Annotated in this window: 17 protein-coding genes and 1 tRNA gene; all 18 read left to right on the top strand. The window is 50.9% G+C overall.

From position 1 onward, the window contains the following. The first annotated feature begins 46 nt into the window (after positions 1 to 46). A complete protein-coding gene (gene clpX, locus FKW31_RS11145) occupies positions 47 to 1,312 on the top strand; it encodes an ATP-dependent Clp protease ATP-binding subunit ClpX (protein WP_006116556.1) in 1,266 nt (421 codons plus the stop codon). Between the two features lie 198 nt (positions 1,313 to 1,510). Next, positions 1,511 to 4,033, top strand: coding sequence for an endopeptidase La (lon, locus tag FKW31_RS11150; protein WP_150178576.1), 2,523 nt, complete (start codon positions 1,511 to 1,513; stop codon positions 4,031 to 4,033). A 144-nt stretch (positions 4,034 to 4,177) separates the two neighbouring features. Continuing rightward, positions 4,178 to 4,465, top strand: coding sequence for an HU family DNA-binding protein (locus tag FKW31_RS11155; RefSeq protein WP_003624117.1), 288 nt, complete (start codon positions 4,178 to 4,180; stop codon positions 4,463 to 4,465). An 87-nt stretch (positions 4,466 to 4,552) separates the two neighbouring features. After that, positions 4,553 to 4,627, top strand: a tRNA-Val gene (locus FKW31_RS11160). Between the two features lie 231 nt (positions 4,628 to 4,858). Beyond that, positions 4,859 to 5,224, top strand: coding sequence for an NADH-quinone oxidoreductase subunit A (gene ndhC / locus FKW31_RS11165; protein ID WP_019088394.1), 366 nt, complete (start codon positions 4,859 to 4,861; stop codon positions 5,222 to 5,224). 18 nt (positions 5,225 to 5,242) lie between these two features. Next, entirely contained in the window at positions 5,243 to 5,803 is a 561-nt protein-coding gene (locus FKW31_RS11170; protein WP_006116559.1) for an NADH-quinone oxidoreductase subunit B family protein, read from the top strand. After that, the gene (locus FKW31_RS11175) at positions 5,796 to 6,455 is read left to right on the top strand and encodes an NADH-quinone oxidoreductase subunit C (RefSeq protein WP_150178577.1); all 660 of its coding nucleotides are present in this window, start codon (positions 5,796 to 5,798) and stop codon (positions 6,453 to 6,455) included. The genes FKW31_RS11170 and FKW31_RS11175 overlap by 8 nt, the downstream gene beginning before the upstream one ends. Then, a complete protein-coding gene (locus FKW31_RS11180; RefSeq protein WP_150178578.1) occupies positions 6,455 to 7,735 on the top strand; it encodes an NADH-quinone oxidoreductase subunit D in 1,281 nt (426 codons plus the stop codon). Before FKW31_RS11175 ends, FKW31_RS11180 begins: the two co-directional genes overlap by 1 nt. Beyond that, positions 7,732 to 8,373, top strand: a complete 642-nt coding sequence (locus tag FKW31_RS11185) for an NAD(P)H-dependent oxidoreductase subunit E (RefSeq protein ID WP_150178579.1) — start codon at positions 7,732 to 7,734, stop codon at positions 8,371 to 8,373. The genes FKW31_RS11180 and FKW31_RS11185 overlap by 4 nt, the downstream gene beginning before the upstream one ends. An 11-nt stretch (positions 8,374 to 8,384) precedes the next feature. Beyond that, positions 8,385 to 9,713, top strand: a complete 1,329-nt coding sequence (nuoF, locus tag FKW31_RS11190) for an NADH-quinone oxidoreductase subunit NuoF (protein ID WP_006116563.1) — start codon at positions 8,385 to 8,387, stop codon at positions 9,711 to 9,713. Positions 9,714 to 9,718: 5 nt separating this feature from the next. Continuing rightward, on the top strand, positions 9,719 to 11,797 hold the full coding sequence (gene nuoG / locus FKW31_RS11195; RefSeq protein WP_150178580.1) for an NADH-quinone oxidoreductase subunit NuoG: 2,079 nt from the start codon (positions 9,719 to 9,721) through the stop codon (positions 11,795 to 11,797). Positions 11,798 to 11,802: 5 nt separating this feature from the next. After that, entirely contained in the window at positions 11,803 to 12,831 is a 1,029-nt protein-coding gene (gene nuoH / locus FKW31_RS11200) for an NADH-quinone oxidoreductase subunit NuoH (RefSeq protein WP_006116565.1), read from the top strand. Continuing rightward, positions 12,831 to 13,319 carry an NADH-quinone oxidoreductase subunit NuoI gene (gene nuoI / locus FKW31_RS11205; RefSeq protein WP_019088402.1) on the top strand — a complete coding sequence of 163 codons (489 nt, stop codon included), beginning with the start codon at positions 12,831 to 12,833 and terminating at the stop codon, positions 13,317 to 13,319. Before nuoH ends, nuoI begins: the two co-directional genes overlap by 1 nt. Before the next feature lie 18 nt (positions 13,320 to 13,337). Beyond that, complete coding sequence (locus FKW31_RS11210; RefSeq protein WP_006116567.1) at positions 13,338 to 14,069, top strand: NADH-quinone oxidoreductase subunit J; 732 nt, start codon at positions 13,338 to 13,340, stop codon at positions 14,067 to 14,069. Beyond that, positions 14,066 to 14,389 (top strand): NADH-quinone oxidoreductase subunit NuoK, encoded by a 324-nt coding sequence (gene nuoK / locus FKW31_RS11215; protein ID WP_006116568.1) that lies wholly within the window; start codon positions 14,066 to 14,068, stop codon positions 14,387 to 14,389. The genes FKW31_RS11210 and nuoK overlap by 4 nt, the downstream gene beginning before the upstream one ends. Positions 14,390 to 14,395: 6 nt before the next feature. Next, positions 14,396 to 16,336 carry an NADH-quinone oxidoreductase subunit L gene (gene nuoL / locus FKW31_RS11220; protein ID WP_150178581.1) on the top strand — a complete coding sequence of 647 codons (1,941 nt, stop codon included), beginning with the start codon at positions 14,396 to 14,398 and terminating at the stop codon, positions 16,334 to 16,336. A gap of 72 nt (positions 16,337 to 16,408) precedes the next feature. Then, positions 16,409 to 17,851 (top strand): NADH-quinone oxidoreductase subunit NuoN, encoded by a 1,443-nt coding sequence (gene nuoN / locus FKW31_RS11225; protein ID WP_050793140.1) that lies wholly within the window; start codon positions 16,409 to 16,411, stop codon positions 17,849 to 17,851. Then, entirely contained in the window at positions 17,848 to 18,591 is a 744-nt protein-coding gene (locus tag FKW31_RS11230; RefSeq protein WP_035352657.1) for a biotin--[acetyl-CoA-carboxylase] ligase, read from the top strand. Before nuoN ends, FKW31_RS11230 begins: the two co-directional genes overlap by 4 nt. Positions 18,592 to 18,594 lie beyond the last annotated feature (3 nt).

Here is an 18,594-nt window from a genome sequence, read left to right on the forward strand (position 1 = left end):
CGGCTCTCGGTGCGATGGGGCCTGGGATGATCGAGGGAGTGGGCTGATGAATACGAAGTCCGGTGATTCCAAGAATACGCTTTACTGCTCGTTCTGTGGAAAGTCACAACATGAGGTTCGCAAGCTGATTGCCGGCCCCACGGTGTTCATTTGTGATGAGTGTGTTGAACTCTGCATGGATATCATCCGTGAAGAGAACAAGACATCCCTTGTCAAATCGCGCGAGGGTGTGCCGACACCGCGGGAAATCTGCAAGGTTCTGGATGATTATGTTATCGGGCAGGCTCAAGCCAAAAAGGTTTTGTCTGTGGCTGTGCATAACCATTACAAGCGCCTGACGCAGGTTGCCAAAGCCGGGGATGTTGAGATTGCAAAATCCAACATCCTGCTTATTGGCCCTACAGGTTCTGGTAAAACCCTGCTTGCTCAGACACTGGCGCGTATTCTGGATGTGCCTTTTACAATGGCAGACGCCACAACCCTGACAGAAGCAGGGTATGTGGGGGAAGATGTTGAAAACATTATTCTCAAGCTGTTGCAGGCATCTGACTACAATGTTGAACGTGCACAGCGTGGCATTGTGTATATTGATGAAATCGACAAGATTTCCAAAAAGTCAGACAATCCTTCCATTACCCGTGATGTAAGTGGTGAAGGTGTGCAGCAGGCGCTGCTGAAGCTTATGGAAGGCACAGTTGCTTCTGTTCCGCCGCAGGGCGGGCGCAAGCATCCGCAGCAGGAGTTCCTGCAAGTAGATACCACCAACATGCTGTTTATCTGTGGTGGTGCTTTTGCTGGGCTGGACAAGATTATTTCTGCCCGCGGTAAAGGAACCAATATTGGGTTTGGCGCCGATGTGCGTGCCCCGGATGAGCGTAAGACAGGGGAAATCCTGCACGACGTGGAACCGGAAGACTTGATGAAGTTTGGTTTGATTCCGGAATTCATCGGGCGTCTGCCAGTTATCGCAACGCTGGGTGATCTGGATGAAGCTGCGCTTATCAAGATTCTGACAGAACCCAAGAATGCGTTGGTCAAGCAGTATCAGCGTTTGTTCCAGATGGAAGATGTGCAATTGGACTTTACGGATGATGCACTCAAAGCCATCGCAGATCGCGCTATTGTGCGAAAGACTGGGGCTCGTGGGCTACGCTCCATTCTGGAAAGCATCCTAATGTCGACCATGTTCGATCTGCCGGGCCTCGAAAATGTAGAGGAAGTGGTGGTTAACCGGGATGTCGCGGAAGGCAAGGCCAGTCCGGTCTATGTCTACGGGAAAAAGAAAGAAATCCCGGCAGAACAATCTGCTTAAGTTGGGGAATATTCACAAAACAGCGCTGGCGGCACATGCTCCAGCGCTGTTTTTGTCACTGTCCCATTGTGTAAAACGCTGTGAATAACGACATAAGGATAGACAAAAGAGCTTTCACCGCGTTGGCTCTTGTACGGAACAGGGTATGCCGCAAGGCGGGTGCCGTGTCCGGATCGTCCTTGTCAGGAGGTCATCATCATGGCTGATAACGAAAAACCAGTGAAACGCAGGCGCCGGACTGCAACAAAAACCAAGCCGGAAGTGGCAGCAGAAGCCACACATCAAACCACAACAGCAGTAGAAGCTACGGCAGAGCCAGAAGTGCAGGAAGTTAAGGCTTCTGTGCACGTGGCTGTGCTGCCACTGCGCGATATTGTGGTGTTCCCGCACATGATCGTGCCCTTGTTTGTTGGGCGTGAGAAATCTGTAAAAGCGTTGGAAACGGTCACTAAAGATGACCGCCATATTCTGCTGGTCGCTCAGAAGGATGCTGCGCAGGATGATCCTTCCGCCGATGATATTTATCGGGTGGGTACACTTTCAACTATTCTGCAGCTACTAAAACTGCCGGATGGCACCGTGAAGGTGCTGGTGGAAGGTGTGAAGCGCGTACGCGTAAAAACCTTGCATGAGGTGGAAGGGCACTTTGAGGCCGATATTGAGGACATGCCAGAGCAGGCGGCTGAAGGACCAGAAGCCGAAGCACTTGGCCGTTCTATCGTGTCTCAGTTTGAGCAGTATATGAAGCTCAACAAAAAGATTGCGTCCGAGGTGCTGGTCTCTCTGAACCAGATCAGTGATCTGGCTAAGCTGGCAGATACCGTAACCAGCCACCTAAACCTCAAGATTGCGGAAAAACAGGAAATTCTGGAAGCGCCAACAGTGATGGCGCAACTGGAAAAGGTTTTCGCGCATATTGAGGCGGAAATTGATGTTCTTCAGGTTGAAAAGAAGATTCGCAACCGCGTTAAGCGTCAGATGGAAAAAACGCAGCGCGAGTATTATCTGAACGAACAGCTTAAGGCGATTCAGAAGGAACTGGGTGAAGGCGAAGACGGTAAGGATGAAACATCCGAACTGGAAGAACGCATTGCCAAAACCAAGCTCTCTAAGGAAGCACACGAAAAAGCTGTAGCGGAGCTGAAAAAGCTGCGCGGCATGAGTATGATGTCTGCCGAATCTACAGTTGTGCGGAATTATCTGGATTGGCTGCTGAGCATTCCGTGGAAGAAGCGGACCAAGGTAAAGCATGATCTGACAGAAGCAGAAAAAATTCTGGATGCAGATCACTACGGACTAGAAAAAGTTAAAGAACGGATTCTGGAATATCTGGCTGTTCAAAGCCGGTCCCAGAAGCTTAAAGGCCCGATTCTGTGTCTGGTAGGGCCTCCTGGTGTTGGTAAAACGTCTTTGGCACGTTCTATCGCCAAGGCAACGGGGCGGCATTACGTACGTATGTCATTGGGTGGCGTGCGGGATGAAGCTGAAATTCGTGGCCATCGGCGTACGTATATTGGCTCCATGCCTGGCAAGATCATTCAGGGGATGAAGAAGGCGAAAGTCTCGAATCCACTGTTCCTGCTGGATGAAATTGACAAACTGGGTTCTGATTGGCGTGGAGACCCAGCATCTGCACTGCTGGAAGTGTTGGATCCAGAGCAGAACAGCACATTTGCAGATCATTATCTGGAAGTGGATTATGATCTGTCTGATGTCATGTTTGTTACAACGGCGAATAGCCTGAACATGCCGCAGCCTCTGCTGGATCGTATGGAAATCATTCGTCTGTCCGGTTACACAGAAGACGAGAAGGTGGAAATTGCCAAGCGCCACCTTATTTCCAAGCAGACACAGGCGCATAACCTCAAACCGGATGAATGGTCGATTACAGATGACGCTGTGCGGGATCTGATTCGCTATTACACGCGTGAGGCTGGCGTGCGTAATCTGGAACGTGAACTTGCGGGGCTTGCCCGTAAGGCCGTGAAGGAAATTGTCACCGGTAAGGCTAAGAAAGTTTCTGTTACTCCTAAGAATCTGGACAAATACGCAGGTGTGCGTCGTTTCAGCTATGGGGAAACCGAAGCAGAAGACATGGTTGGCGTTGTAACCGGCCTGGCTTGGACCGAAGTGGGCGGGGAAATCCTGACCATTGAAAGCGTTATGGTGCCAGGTAAGGGCGGTATTGTTGAAACCGGTAAGCTGGGCGACGTTATGAAGGAGAGCATTTCTGCAGCGTTCTCCTTTGTGCGGAGTCGGGCAACCAGCTTTGGCATTGTGCCCACCTTGTTTGATAAGCGCAGCTTCCATGTGCATGTGCCAGAAGGTGCGACTCCCAAAGATGGTCCTTCAGCCGGTGTGGCTATGGTCACATCCTTAGTGAGTGTGCTGACAGGTATTCCCATTCGTCGGGATGTGGCCATGACGGGTGAAATCACATTGCGTGGGCGTGTGCTGGCTATTGGCGGCTTGAAAGAAAAGCTGCTTGCGGCTTTGCGTGCGGGTATTCGTACAGTGTTCATTCCCAAGGAAAATGAGAAGGACCTTACGGAAATCCCTGAAAACGTGAAGAAGAAACTGGAAATCGTTCCTGTCTCTCATGTGGATGAAGTTCTGGCGCGTGCGCTGGTGCGTCAGCCTCAGCCAATTGAGTGGGAAGATGTGCCAGATCCACTGCCAGCAGCAGGTGGAGAATCCGCTCTTCCGGTGTTGCCACACTGAATAGAAGGGCTAAGAGCGTACGAAGTTGCGTTTGCTTGGTTGACGTGGCGAAAAACGGCTTCATAGTGCGTTCAGGTAGCGGACAGGCGGACGAAAAGGCCGCCCGCCGTTCCGAACAGATATAAGAAATAGAAAGGCGTAAGGATGGAGAAGCCGCTCAACAAGCAGGAACTCGTTTCAGCCGTGGCTGAAGCTGTTGACCTGCCCAAGGCAAAAGCCGGTGAAGTGGTCGATGCCGTATTCGGTGCGATCGAAAAGGCCCTGTCCACAAAGCAGGAAGTGCGTCTGGTTGGTTTTGGCACATTTGTGACCGCAACCCGCAAGGCTGCTAAAGGCCGTAATCCACGTACGGGTGAAGAAATCGATATCCCTGCTTCCACCTCTGTCCGCTTCAAGCCGGGCAAGGCGCTAAAGGATGCCGTCAGCGGTTAATTCCGTCAGAAAATTTTTTTCTGAAAAAGGCCGACAATCTCAAAAAAAGGGGTTGTCGGCCTTTTCTGTTTATGGCACATAGGGCGCGGGCAATTAGCTCAGCGGTAGAGCGTCTCGTTTACACCGAGATGGTCGGCGGTTCGATCCCGTCATTGCCCACCATTTTCCCCAAATGGTAACCCACACGCACAATGGACTTAGTTCCATTGCTGCCTGTGTGTGGTGTTTGTCAGAGCATTCTCTGGCTCCTCGATTTCTCCTTAAAATTCGGCCTTCACAAGAAAGTGCCCCATACCCAACGCGTTCGTGCATATCCGTATGTAGGATGTTGGGGTTAGGGTTGCTGCATGAAACACAAGCCACTGCGGCTTAAACATGTGCAGGAACCACACCATGCAGTCTGTTCTTGGTGATTACGCGCCAGTTCTCGTGTTTGGGGGCATGTCGGTTATTATTGCCGCCGCCATGCTGGGTATGGCGCTGCTGAGCGGCCACCAGAAACCGTATTCCGAAAAACTGACAGCTTATGAATGCGGTTTTGAAGCATTTGATGATGCGCGCCGCCGTTTTGATGTGCGTTTTTATCTGGTTGCCATCCTGTTCATCATTTTCGATCTGGAAGTTGCATTCCTGTTCCCTTGGGCCATCACGCTGGGGCGCATTGGGCTGTTTGGCTTTCTTTCCATGCTTGGATTTCTGGCCGTGCTGGGCATTGGCTTTTTGTACGAATGGCGCAAAGGCGCGCTGGATTGGGATTGAGGTGAGGGAGATACAGCCATGACAGCCAACCAGCAGGATGCGGTGCTATGGAACCGCGAGGCGCTTCCACCCGGCCCAGAGCAAGATGCTGTTGTGCGGGGCATTACAGGGGTTCTGGCCGAAAAAGGCTTTGTTGTTGCCAATTTGGATAAGTTGGTAAACTGGGGGCGAACAGGCAGTTTGTGGCCTATGTCCTTTGGGCTTGCTTGCTGCGCGGTGGAAATGATCCACGCTTACATGCCGCGGTATGATCTGGACCGCATGGGCATCATCCCGCGTGGGTCTCCGCGTCAGTCGGATGTTATGATTGTGGCTGGCACGCTTACCAACAAAATGGCCCCTGTGCTGCGCCGATTGTACGAGCAGATGGCCGAACCACGCTGGGTTATCTCCATGGGCTCCTGCGCTAATGGAGGCGGCTATTATCACTATTCGTATTCTGTTGTGCGGGGGTGTGACCGCATCGTGCCTGTAGATGTGTATGTGCCGGGCTGCCCACCAACGGCAGAGGCCTTGATTTACGGCATTATGCTGCTTCAGAAAAAAATACGTCGGACGGGGACCATTCTTCGTGGCTGAACTTCCTGTAAATCCTCGGCAAGGTCGCCTTGAGGGGCGGCTGTCTGCCATGGCCTTTGCCTTCATGGCAACCTTGCCTTCCGTATCCTATGCGGCAGTAGAAAAAGGTGAGTTGGTTGTTCGTATAGAACGCGATCACTTATTGCATTTTCTCGAATTGCTAAGGGATCATCCATCCTATCGCTTTGAACAGTTGATGGATTTGTGCGGGGTAGATTTTCCTGAACGACCGCGGCGGTTTGATGTTGCTTATAATTTGCTGTCTGTCACACATAACCACCGTATCCGGGTGATTGTGCAAACAGATGAAATTATGCCCGTACCTTCTGTGCACCATTTGTGGCCCTGTGCCACATGGTGGGAGCGTGAATGCTACGATCTGTTTGGAGTGGTCTTTTCCAATCAGCCCGATATGCGGCGTATCCTTACAGATAATGGGTTTGAAGGACATCCACTGCGTAAGGACTTCCCATTAACGGGTTATGAACAGGTCCGTTACGATGTGGAACGCAGGCAAGTTGTGAAAGAACCTGTTTCTTTAACACAGGATTTTCGTGATTTTGATTTCGTTTCCCCATGGGAAGGCATGCTGACTTTGCCGGGAGACGAAAAAGCGCATGAAGTCAGACAGGGCATGAAGAGGTCCGGCTGATGACTGAATTGAAAAATAGCTTTGTTGAAGCAGCAGATACTGTGCTGCATCAAGATGTTCCAGAAAGCCTTGTGCCCGAAAAAGTGGCGGAAGAAGAACCACGCAAAATTGTGGAAATTGATTCTCACGCACTCAGCTTCGGGCCTCAGCATCCCTCTGCGCATGGTGTGTTGCGCTTGGTTTTGGAAATGGAAGGCGAGGTAGTGGCACGTGCCGTGCCCCATATCGGCCTTTTGCATCGTGGCACAGAAAAACTCATAGAATACAAAACCTATCAGAAAGCTTTGCCGTATTTTGATCGGCTGGATTACGTTTCTCCGATGTGTGAGGAGCAGGCTTTTGCTCTGGCTACGGAAAAACTTCTGGGTATTGATATTCCAGAACGCGCCAAGTGGCTGCGCGTTATGTTTGCGGAAATAACGCGCGTTCTAAATCATATTCTCAATCTTACAGCTATGGGTTTGGATTGCGGGGCTGTTACACCGGCTTTGTGGGGATATGAAGAGCGCGAAAAACTTCTGGAGTTTTACGAGGCTGCATCTGGTGCACGGTTTCATGCCAATTATTTCCGTCCGGGGGGTGTCGCGCGTGATGTGCCTGCTGGGTTGGAAGATAAAATAGGCGCATGGGCCAAAGAGTTCCCAAAATGGATTGATGAACTCGAGGGGCTGCTCACTGAAAACCGTATTTGGAAACAACGCACAGTGGGTATTGGTGTTTTTACAACAGAGCAAGCGTTGGCTTGGGGTTTTAGTGGTCCATGTTTACGTGCTTCTGGTGTGCCGTGGGATCTGCGCCGTAATCAGCCCTATGATAATTACCACAAGGTTGAATTCAATGTGCCGGTTGCGCGGCAGGGTGATTGTTACGATCGCTATCTGGTGCGTGTTGCGGAAATGCGAGAAAGCGTCAAGATTATTGAACAATGTCTGACCCAGATACGTCCTGGGGACGTAAAGGTGCAGGACCCCAAGTTCAGCCCGCCGCCTCGTGCAGCAATGAAGCGTTCTATGGAAGCGCTTATTCATCACTTCAAGTTGTTTAGCGAAGGGTATCACGTTCCCCCCGGCGCAACCTATACAGCGGTAGAAAGTCCTAAAGGAGAATTTGGGGTGTATTTGGTTGCCGATGGAAGTAACCGGCCGTATCGCTGCAAAATTCGTCCAACAGGATTTGCTCACCTTCAGGCCATCGATGAATTGTCCCGTCGCGGTATGTTGGCGGACATGGTGGCCATTATCGGATCGCTTGATCTTGTGTTCGGGGAGGTTGACCGATGAACACCACCTGGGCCCCGGCAAAACAGCCGGACAGCTTTGTTTTTGATGATGAATCTGAAGCAGAAATTGTAAATGTTCTTAAAAAATATCCAGAAGAACGCAAAGCCAGTGCGGTTATGCCTCTTTTGTATATTGCGCAGCGCCAGATGGGCCGCGTAACCGGTAGTGCATGGATACCGCTTGTGGCAATGGATGATATTGCCCACAGGTTAGAGATGGCACCAATACGCGTGTATGAGGTGGCGTCTTTTTACACCATGTTCAATACAAAGCCGATTGGCCGCTACCATCTTCAGGTCTGCACAACCACACCGTGCTGGCTACGTGGCTCGGATGCGGTAACAGAGGCTTGCCGTAAGGCAACAGGGATTCATCATTTTGGTGAAACCAGCGATGATGGTTTGTTTACTTTAACCGAAGTGGAATGCCTGGGTGCCTGTGCCAATGCACCTATTCTGCAAGTTGATGATGATTACTACGAGGATATGGATGGCCCACGCACAGAAGCATTAATTGCAGATTTGCGTGCAGGCCGTCACCCAGAAGCCGGTTCAGCTATCAACCGTATGTGCTCAGCACCGGAAGGCGGCAGAAAAACCCTTCTGGAAACGTCTGCATCATCCCCGGATCAGAAATAGGAGAAACGGCCATGCTTCAGGATAAAGACCGTATCTTCACCAATCTTTATGGTCAGGATGATTGGCGTTTGCCAGCAGCCCGGAAACGAGGTGATTGGGATAATACCGCAGCCATTATTGCAAAAGGACGGGATGCAGTTATTGCGGAAATGAAGGCATCTGGCTTGCGTGGCCGTGGAGGGGCTGGATTTCCCACCGGGTTGAAGTGGTCATTCATGCCCAAAAAATCTGATGGTCGGCCGCATTATCTCGTCATCAATGGGGATGAATCAGAACCCGGCACGTGTAAAGATCGGGAAGTTATGCGGCATGAGCCACACAAGTTGATAGAGAGCGCAATGATAGCCTCTTTCGCTATGGGTGCTCATGCTTCCTACATTTATATCCGTGGTGAGTTTTGCAGAGAAGCTGAGCGCCTTCAGGCAGCGATAGATGAAGCTTATGAGGCAGGTCTTCTCGGAAAAAATGCTGCGGGTACCGGGTGGGATTTTGATTTCCGTATTCACCGTGGGGCTGGCGCATATATCTGCGGAGAAGAAACAGCTCTGCTGGAAAGCCTTGAAGGTAAAAAGGGTCAGCCCCGCATGAAGCCTCCATTCCCAGCAGGGGCGGGGTTATATGGTTGCCCGACAACAGTGAATAATGTGGAAAGCATAGCCGTTACATCTACCATTATGCGCCGTGGGGCAGCTTGGTTTTCTGGTTTGGGGCGACCCAATAATGCAGGCACAAAACTTATGGCTATTTCTGGCCATGTGAATACGCCCTGTGTGTTTGAAGAAGAGCTGGGTGTTTCACTTAAAGAGATTATTGAAAAGCATGGTGGTGGCGTGCGTGGTGGGTGGGATAACCTGCTGGCTGTTATTCCCGGTGGTTGTTCTGTTCCTGTGCTGCCTAAATCCATTTGTGAAACTGTGTTGATGGATTACGATAGTTTGCGTGCAGAACGTTCTGGTTTGGGCACGGCATGTATGATCGTGATGGATAAATCCACAGATATTATTGAAGCCATCGCGCGTTTTTCAAAGTTCTTTAAGCATGAAAGCTGCGGCCAATGCACACCTTGCCGAGAAGGCACTGGATGGATGATGCGTATGATGAACCGCATGGTGCAGGGCAAAGCCGAAATAGAAGAAATTGATTTGCTAGAGCAAGTGACCAAGCAGGTGGAAGGCCACACTATTTGTGCGCTGGGTGATGCAGCCGCATGGCCTATTCAAGGGTTAATCCGGCATTTCCGGCCAGAAATGGAAGCACGTATCCGGCAGTACAAGGTTGCGCATGGCGGCACGGGCTTGGTGCAGGTGCCTGCGGGCGGTGTGCCAGTGGCGGCGGAGTAAGGATAATGGTGAAGGTCATTGTTGACGGTACACCGGTAGATGTGCCCGCAGGTTTTAGTGCTTTGCAGGCCTGCGAGGCAGCCGGAAAAGAAATACCGCGTTTTTGTTATCATGAACGGCTCTCTGTTGCCGGTAACTGCCGGATGTGTCTGGTAGAAGTGGCGCGTGCGCCTAAACCTGTTGCATCTTGCGGTTTTCCTATTTCTGAAGGAATGCAGATTTTTACAGATACAGAGGTTGTGCGCCGCGCACGCCGCGCTGTTATGGAATTTCTGCTAATTAACCATCCGCTGGATTGCCCTATTTGCGATCAGGGCGGAGAATGTGATCTACAAGATCAGGCTTATGGGTACGGATCTGGTATTTCGCGCTATCAGGAAGATAAGCGGGCCGTAACAGATAAAGACCTTGGGCCATTGGTTAAAACGGTTATGACGCGCTGCATCCAGTGCACGCGGTGTGTCCGCTTTAGTACAGAAGTAGCAGGCACGCCTGAACTGGGTATGGTCTCACGCGGTGAAAACGCTGAAATCACCACATATGTGCAAAAAGCGCTGACATCTGAACTTTCTGGAAATTTAATAGATGTTTGCCCGGTAGGGGCTCTTACAGCCAAGCCATCGGCTTTTCATGCGCGTTCGTGGGAATACAAAAAAACAGACAGCATTGATGTTATGGATGCACTGGGCACGAATATCCAAATTCAGGCCCGAGGCGGTGAAGTCATGCGCATTGTGCCGCGCGTAAATGATGAAGTAAACGAAGAATGGCTTTCTGATAAAGGACGTTTTTCAATTGATGGTCTCAAGCGTCGTCGGCTGGATCAGCCTTGGGTGCGTGTGCATGGCAAGTTACATCCCGCCACATGGCAGGAGGCATTTGTTTCTCTAGCTCGCAGGCTGGAGGGCGTGCCGGGTGAAAAAATCGGTGCCATTGCGGGTGACCTGTGCGATGTGGAAAGCCTTTGTGCCCTTAAGGATTTTTTGAATAATATTGGTTCATCAAACTTGGACTGTCGGCAGGATGGTGCATGGTATGATTTGAGCGCGCGCGCAAATTACCTGTTTAACAGCGATATTGCCGGAATAGATGAGGCAGATGCCCTGCTGCTGGTGGGGGTGGAACCACGACGAGAAGCTCCTGTTTTAAATGCTCGTATTCGTAAGCGGTATTTGGATGCAGGGCGAGGTGGCTTTCCTGTCGCCAGTATAGGTCAGTTTGTTTCTGATCCCACCTATCAGGTTGATATTCTGGCTGATGGCCCAGATGTTCTGGATAAGCTGGTGGCAGGAGAGCAGGCTTTTGCAGAAGTTTTGCAAAAAGCATCCCGCCCCATGATCATTCTTGGGCACGGTGCTTTAACCCGTCAGGATGCACCGGCTATTTATGCTGCTTGTAAACAATTAGCAGAAAAAACTGGTGTTATTGCAGATGGATGGAATGGTTTTAACGTTCTGCACACCGCAGCATCCCGTGTGGGAGCATTGGATATCGGGTTTGTGCCCGGCCCTCATGGATGTGCCACCGCCAGCATGTTGCGGGGTGGAGTAGAAGTTCTGTGGCTGATGGGGGCGGACGAGCTTCCTGTAGATCGTATCTCGCCAGAAACGTTTGTTGTGTATCAGGGGCATCATGGTGATGCAGCTGCTAAACGGGCAGATATTATTCTACCTGGGGCAGCTTATACGGAAAAATCTGGCACATACGTTAATACTGCGGGGCGTGTGCAACGTGCTTTTCGGGCTGTGTTCGCTCCGGGAGATGCGCGAGAAGATTGGCGTATTATCAGAGCTTTTTCAGAAGTGTGCGGGCATACTTTGCCATATAATACGGTGGAAGAACTGCGTGCACGCATGGCAGACGTAAACCCTGTGTTTGCACATGTTGGGCATATCACAAAACTGCCTGCACCTCAGCCAACAGCCGCACAACAGAATAAGGATGAGGACAGAAGCTTTATGTCCGCGCCTTTCAGGTCTGTGATCCCAGATTATTATCAGACCAACGCCATCAGCCGTGCCAGCCCGACTATGACAGAATGTTCAAAAGCTTATAGCGTGCCTCGCGCGATAGCAGCGGAGTAAGGCCAATGGGACAGTTTTTTTATCACACCCTTGCTGGCCAGATTATTCTGATGTTGCTGGAAACACTGGCTGTTCTGGTGCCGCTATTGATTGCTGTTGCGTATCTTACGCTCATGGAACGCAAGGTAATGGCCGCCATGCAGCGCCGCCGCGGGCCGAATGTAAATGGTCCGTTTGGCCTGCTTCAGGCTTTTGCTGATGCCATCAAGATGATTGTAAAGGAAACGATTATTCCTGCAGGTGCAAACCGCGCTTTGTTCCTGTTTGCACCGTTTCTTACCTTTTCTTTGGCCATGGTGGCATGGGCTGTTATTCCCACAGGTAATGGTTTAGCTGTTGCCAATATCAATGTGGGTATTCTCTACCTTCTGGCTATTTCCTCATTGGGTGTTTACGGCATTCTTATTGCTGGCTGGGCGTCTAATTCCAAATACGCTTTTCTTGGTGGATTACGTTCTGCCGCGCAAATGGTTTCATACGAAGTTTCAATTGGCTTGGTAATTGTTTCCGTATTGCTGGCAGTGGGTAGCTTAAACCTGAACGATATTGTTCTGGCGCAACGGCATGTCTGGTTCTGCTTGCCAATGTTTCCAATGTTTATTGTCTTTTTTATATCGGCATTGGCAGAAACAAACCGCGCACCGTTTGATCTTCCCGAAGGGGAAAGCGAGTTGGTGGCAGGGTTTTTTGTTGAATATTCATCCCTCGCGTTTGGTCTGTTCTTTCTGGGTGAATACGCAAATATGATCCTTATGTCCTCTATGGTCAGTATTCTGTTTTTAGGGGGGTGGCTGCCCCCATTGGGTATTGCGCCCCTTACATGGGTGCCGGGGCCTTTATGGCTGATTTTTAAAATTCTTTTCTGTCTGTTCGTCTTTATCTGGGTGCGTGCCACGTTCCCACGGTATCGGTACGATCAGCTTATGCGGCTAGGCTGGAAAGTATTCCTGCCACTTTCTCTTTTGTGGATGATTGGAACGGCAGGTTTTCTTATGGCAACAGGTCTGCTGCCTCATATGGGAGGTGTGAACTGATGGGTGCTTTAGGTAACACGCTGCGCTCTTTTCTACTGAAGGAGCTGGTGGGGGGCATGTCATCCACTTTCCGTATGATGTTCCGCCCAAAGGTGACATTAAACTATCCTTATGAAAAAGGGCCACTGTCACCCAGATTTAGGGGAGAGCATGCATTACGCCGTTATCCTAATGGGGAAGAACGCTGCATTGCCTGTAAACTTTGTGAAGCGACATGCCCGGCAGAGGCCATTACCATTGAGGCGGAAGAGCGTGATGATGGATCTCGTCGCACTACACGCTACGACATTGACATGACAAAGTGCATCTATTGCGGCCTGTGCGAAGAAGCCTGCCCGGTAGATGCCATTGTTGAAGGCCCAAACTACGAATTTGCCACCGAAACGCGCGAAGAGCTGATGTACGACAAAGACAAGCTTTTAGCGAATGGAGACAGGTGGGAAGCGCTGCTTGCGCGGCGTCTGGAATTAGATGCCCCGTATCGCTAAGCAGATGCAGGCCATGACATGGCAGGAGGTTGGCCAATGATGGCACAGCTTGTTTTCTACGTTTTTGCAACGGTGCTGCTGTTTTCGGCTGTAATGGTCATTAGCGCACGTAACCCGGTGCATTCCGTGCTTTTTCTTATCCTTGCATTTTTTAATGCAGCGGGTTTGTTTCTGGTGGCAGGGGCCGAGTTTTTGGCTATGCTGCTGGTTATTGTTTATGTGGGAGCAGTGGCTGTTCTGTTCCTGTTTGTTGTGATGATGCTGGATATAGATTTCAGCAGTCTGCGCGAAGGTTTTCAAAAACATGCCCCGTTAGGCGTGTGCGTAGGGGGCGTTTTGTTTGCTGAACTGCTTATGGCTTTCAGCAACTGGAAGATGGCGCCAGCTAATATTGTGGCTCCCCTTAATCCAGCCCCTCAGCTTACCAATACGGAAGCTTTGGGAACTGTGATTTACACACACTATGTTTTTCTATTTCAAGCATGTGGGCTTGTGCTGCTTGTTGCCATGATAGGCGCTATTGTTCTTACGCTGCGTGAACGTGCCACAGGCCGTCGCCAGAATATAGATAAGCAACACGCACGCACAGTTGAAGAAACGCTGGAGCTTGTACAACTGCCACTTGGCGAAAACGTGTTTGAAAGCGGTGGTTTCCTGCGGCCCAAAGGCTCCTATTACGAAACAGCGGTTCCCGGTTCTTATGGTTCCGGAAATCAGGCTGTGGCGGAAACAGAGGAGAACAGGCCATGACATCCGCAATTGCTCCCATAGGTATTGGGCCTTATCTTTTTGTTAGCGCGGCACTGTTGGTGTTGGGTGTGTTTGGTATTTTTCTAAACCGCAAGAATGTCATCATCCTGCTGATGTCCATGGAACTCATCCTGCTTTCGGCCAATCTCAATCTTGTTGCATTTTCTTCCGCACATGGAGATTTGTCCGGGCAGGTTATGGTTCTGTTCGTGCTTACAATTGCCGCAGCAGAAGCTGCCATCGGTCTGGCCATTGTCACGGTGTATTTCCGTAACCGTGGGTCTATCCAGGTCGAAGACGTGACGATGATGAAGGGATGATTGGCTATGCAGCCCGATCTTAACCTCTTTTCCGCCGCTGTTCTTACACCCCTTGTGGGGGCTACTGTAGCCGGGCTTGGTGGCCGCTTTATAGGCGATACGCTGGCCAAAGCCGTAACCCTTGTATGTATGGGCATTGCAACACTTTGCGCCATCGGGGCTTTATGGGGTGGTTGGCTGGCTGGTTTTGGCCATTCCACACTGCATCTGGCGCAATGGGTTCATGCCGGTGGGTTTGATGCAACATGGACGCTCAGGTTTGATGCGCTATCCGTCACCATGGTGGCGATGGTGCTTGCGGTTTCCTTGCTGGTGCATTGTTACAGCCTTGGCTACATGAGCCATGAAAGCATGCCCACATATAGGTTTTTTTCTTATCTTTCCCTCTTTACCTTTGCCATGCTCATGCTGGTTTCTTCCAATGATCTGATCCAGCTTTTTTTCGGATGGGAAGGGGTCGGGCTCGCCAGTTATCTGTTGATTGGGTACTGGTATGATCGCCCATCTGCAACAGCCGCAGCTATCAAGGCGTTTGTTGTTAACCGCGTGGCGGATCTGTTTTTCCTTGTCGGTATTGGGCTGATTTATGTGCTGTTCCACACCGTGCAGTATGATGCCATTTTTGCGCAGGTTCCGCAGCTTTTAAACACACCATACATGCTGTTTGGTATTTCCTTCCGTATGTTGGAGGTTATCTGCCTGTTACTGTTTGTGGGGGCTATGGGTAAATCGGCTCAGCTGTTCCTACACACATGGTTGCCAGATGCGATGGAAGGGCCAACGCCTGTATCGGCTCTTATCCATGCAGCTACAATGGTTACGGCCGGTGTGTTTCTTATGGCGCGTATGTCTCCGTTGTTGGAGTTTGCACCTGCAACACGCACATTTATTATTCTTATTGGCGCAACCACCTGCTTTTTTGCCGCAACGGTGGGTATGGTGCAGCCTGATATCAAACGCACCATTGCGTATTCCACCTGTTCGCAGCTTGGATATATGTTTGCCGCTGTAGGTGTGGGTGCGTATCAGGCTTCGGTTTTTCATCTGACAACACATGCCTTTTTTAAAGCGCTTCTATTTCTTGGGGCCGGTTCCGTTATCCATGCCATGCATGATGAACAGAACATGTTTAAGATGGGCGGCTTATGGAAAAAGCTGCCACTCACCTACACTGTGATGTGGATAGGCAGCCTAGCACTTGCTGGTGTGTTTCCGTTTGCTGGTTATTGGTCCAAGGATGCCATTCTAAATGCGCTGTGGGCCACTGGTTCCTCTGCCAGCATGTATGCGTGGAGCTTGGGAACAATCACCGCATTTCTTACAGCGTTTTATAGCTGGCGGCTTATTTTTCTGGTGTTTCATGGTCAGGCGGCAGATGCCCATGCGCGGGATGCGGCACATGAAAGCCCAGCGGTTATGAGCGTACCTTTGGTGCTGTTAGCTTTTGGTGCTGTTGTGGCGGGTATTCTGTTGGCACCCTTTTACATTGGAGCGCATCAGTTCAGCTTCTGGGAAGGGGCTATTTTCAACGCGCCAGACAACACAATTATGGAAAATCTGGAGCGCGTACCGGGCCTTATTGCTATTCTGCCATCTTTGGCAGGTTTGGCTGGTATTGCGTTAGCTGTGCTGTGTTATGTGCTCAATCCTGCTTTGCCAACTCATATGGCGCGGGCTTGTGGGCCACTTTACCGGTTTTTGCTGAACAAATGGTATTTTGATGAATTGTATGATGCCATTTTTGTGCGCCCTTATGCAGCAATCGCACGTGTCCTCTGGAAAGATGGGGAAGAAGGCGTGGTGGAAGCTGTGCCGCATGATGTGGTGCAGGCTGCTCGTACAAGCGCAGCCCAAGCTGTAAAGCTGCAAACCGGATCTATTGCCATTTACGCGTTTACGGTGCTGGCCGGCTTGGTTGTGCTGCTCACCGTGGCGCTATGTGGCTGAGGGAGACGCGAACATGATGCGTGAAACGGTTTTTCCCTTTTCTTTCTCCTCCCAGCTATGGGGTGTCGTGCAATGAGTATGACCAGCTTTAACTGGACAATAGCCGTGCCAGAAATTGTGCTTGCGCTATCTGGTATTGTTATTCTGGTAGCCGGTGTGTTGCAGCGGAAAGGGGAGGGATTTTTCTCTTCCGCCATGTTGAGCATTGCAGCGTTTGCTGTATGCGGATTTCTGGTGCTGCTTTCACCCACAGGGGAAGGGTATGCAGGTACCTTTGTGAATGATGGCTTTGCCCGTTTCATGAAGATGCTGATACTTGCTGGTGCGTTGACTGCTGTGGTGCTGACATTCAGTTACCGCACGCGAGATAAAATCACCCTACCGTTTGAAACCCCTGTGCTGATGCTGTTTTCAACATTGGGCGCGATGATCATGGCATCTTCCGCCAATTTGATGACACTGTTTGTAGGGTTGGAACTCTCATCTCTGTCCATTTACATTTTGTGCGCGATGGAACGGGATAGCGTGCTTTCATCAGAGGCGGGGCTGAAATACTTTGTGCTTGGGTCTTTGGCTTCTGGTTTGCTGCTCTATGGCATTTCGCTTGTGTATGGTTACGCAGGCACTATGGAATATACAGGGTTGGTGGCGGCCATTCGGGCTTCCGGCGCTCTGCCAATGGGGCTGATTGTTGGTATTGTCTTTATTGTTACGGGGCTGTGCTTCAAGCTGTCTGCTGTGCCGTTTCATATGTGGACGCCAGATGTCTATCAGGGTGCACCCACTCCGGTAACAGCCTATATGGCAGGCGCTCCAAAGTTTGCGGCTTTTGCATTGTTCTTGCGCGTTATGGCCGGGCCTTTTGGTACGGTCGCTCCGCGTTGGCAGATGTTGATAGAAACCGTTTCTGTGCTGTCCATGGTGTACGGGGCTTTTGCCGCTATTCCTCAAGGTAATATCAAGCGCCTGATGGCATATTCCTCTATTGGTCATATGGGATACGCCATGATGGGGCTAGCGGCTGCATCTCTTGCAGGCATACAGGCCACGCTTATTTATCTGGCTGCTTATTTTGTTATGAATGCAGGTGTGTTTGCCTGCATTACGGCAATGCGCCGGAAAGGGCGTGAGGTTGTCAGCATTTCCGATCTGGCAGGCCTTGGGCGCACAGATCCGGCAATGGCTGCTGTTCTGGCACTGTTTATGTTCAGCATGGTTGGCGCGCCCCCTTTGGCTGGTTTTTTTGGTAAATTTCTGGTTTTTGCTGCGGCTTGGCAGTCTGGCCTTTACGTACTGGTTGTAATTGGCGCACTCTCCAGCATAGTTGGTGCGTATTATTATCTACGGATTGTGAAGGTGATGTATTTTGATAGCCCAGCAGAAGAGCTGGATCGTCCTGCCCCCAGCCTGCTGTTTGTTTCTGGCAGCATGGGTTTGGCAACAGCCTTGTTTGTTGCGGGTATGGGCCCTCTGATGGCATGGGCGCATCAGGCCGCACTTGCTTTGGGCGGATGAAAGATCAGCCTAGCCCGTGGCGGCTTGAATGCTTTGCAGAACTGGGCTCCACCTCTGATTTCTGTCTGGAACAGGCGCGGCAAGGGGCAGATTCTGGCCTTGCGGTTTTAGCCTATAGGCAAACCCAAGGCCGAGGCAGCCGCGGTCGCCAATGGGTAGATGCTGGGCAAAGTCTTGCTTTATCCGTTTTGCTGGATGCGCAACAGGCAGGGCAGGATATGCTAGGGGGGTGGCCGTTTGCCGCCTCTTTGGCGTTTTATGATGGTTTGCTGCACGCCGTGCCTGCTGTGGCAGGGCATCTCATGATAAAATGGCCGAATGATCTGTTGTTGGATGGCCAGAAAGCAGGCGGTATCCTGATAGAGCGGGAAAGCGCGCGCCTTGTTATAGGTTTTGGGGCAAATCTCACACAGGCGCCATCTCAACAGCAAACGGGCCGTTTTACAGCTTGCCTTGGCCAGTATGGCGCAGTGCCACCGGTAAAAGATGTTGCCCAGTGTATCCTTTCTAGCTTGGCGGATTGGTGCGCTGTTTGGCGGCAAAATGGCTTTGGCGCATTGCGGCAGGCATGGCTTGATCGCGCACATCCTGTAGGGACGCCTCTTGTCGTTAGCAGCCGAACTACTTATGAACAGGGAAAATTTGCAGGTTTGGCTGAGGACGGCCGCCTATTACTGGATACGGAAGCCGGTATGAAAACGATCACGACAGGAGATATCCTGCTGGAAGAAGGGGTATAAAAG

Origin of the sequence: Acetobacter sp. DmW_136, assembly GCF_008690365.1 — a bacterium.
GTDB classification, from domain to species: domain Bacteria; phylum Pseudomonadota; class Alphaproteobacteria; order Acetobacterales; family Acetobacteraceae; genus Acetobacter; species Acetobacter oryzifermentans.

Bases quoted from the DNA above. Each gene is read 5' to 3' on its own strand.
- nuoN (WP_050793140.1), top strand. From the start codon at position 16,409: ATGAGTATGACCAGCTTTAACTGGACAATAGCCGTGCCAGAAATTGTG.
- nuoH (WP_006116565.1), top strand. From the start codon at position 11,803: ATGGGACAGTTTTTTTATCACACCCTTGCTGGCCAGATTATTCTGATG.
- nuoF (WP_006116563.1), top strand. From the start codon at position 8,385: ATGCTTCAGGATAAAGACCGTATCTTCACCAATCTTTATGGTCAGGAT.
- FKW31_RS11230 (WP_035352657.1), top strand. From the start codon at position 17,848: ATGAAAGATCAGCCTAGCCCGTGGCGGCTTGAATGCTTTGCAGAACTG.
- FKW31_RS11210 (WP_006116567.1), top strand. From the start codon at position 13,338: ATGGCAGGAGGTTGGCCAATGATGGCACAGCTTGTTTTCTACGTTTTT.
- clpX (WP_006116556.1), top strand. From the start codon at position 47: ATGAATACGAAGTCCGGTGATTCCAAGAATACGCTTTACTGCTCGTTC.
- nuoG (WP_150178580.1), top strand. From the start codon at position 9,719: ATGGTGAAGGTCATTGTTGACGGTACACCGGTAGATGTGCCCGCAGGT.
- FKW31_RS11170 (WP_006116559.1), top strand. From the start codon at position 5,243: ATGACAGCCAACCAGCAGGATGCGGTGCTATGGAACCGCGAGGCGCTT.
- ndhC (WP_019088394.1), top strand. From the start codon at position 4,859: ATGCAGTCTGTTCTTGGTGATTACGCGCCAGTTCTCGTGTTTGGGGGC.
- FKW31_RS11155 (WP_003624117.1), top strand. From the start codon at position 4,178: ATGGAGAAGCCGCTCAACAAGCAGGAACTCGTTTCAGCCGTGGCTGAA.
- nuoK (WP_006116568.1), top strand. From the start codon at position 14,066: ATGACATCCGCAATTGCTCCCATAGGTATTGGGCCTTATCTTTTTGTT.
- FKW31_RS11180 (WP_150178578.1), top strand. From the start codon at position 6,455: ATGACTGAATTGAAAAATAGCTTTGTTGAAGCAGCAGATACTGTGCTG.
- nuoL (WP_150178581.1), top strand. From the start codon at position 14,396: ATGCAGCCCGATCTTAACCTCTTTTCCGCCGCTGTTCTTACACCCCTT.
- lon (WP_150178576.1), top strand. From the start codon at position 1,511: ATGGCTGATAACGAAAAACCAGTGAAACGCAGGCGCCGGACTGCAACA.
- FKW31_RS11185 (WP_150178579.1), top strand. From the start codon at position 7,732: ATGAACACCACCTGGGCCCCGGCAAAACAGCCGGACAGCTTTGTTTTT.
- nuoI (WP_019088402.1), top strand. From the start codon at position 12,831: ATGGGTGCTTTAGGTAACACGCTGCGCTCTTTTCTACTGAAGGAGCTG.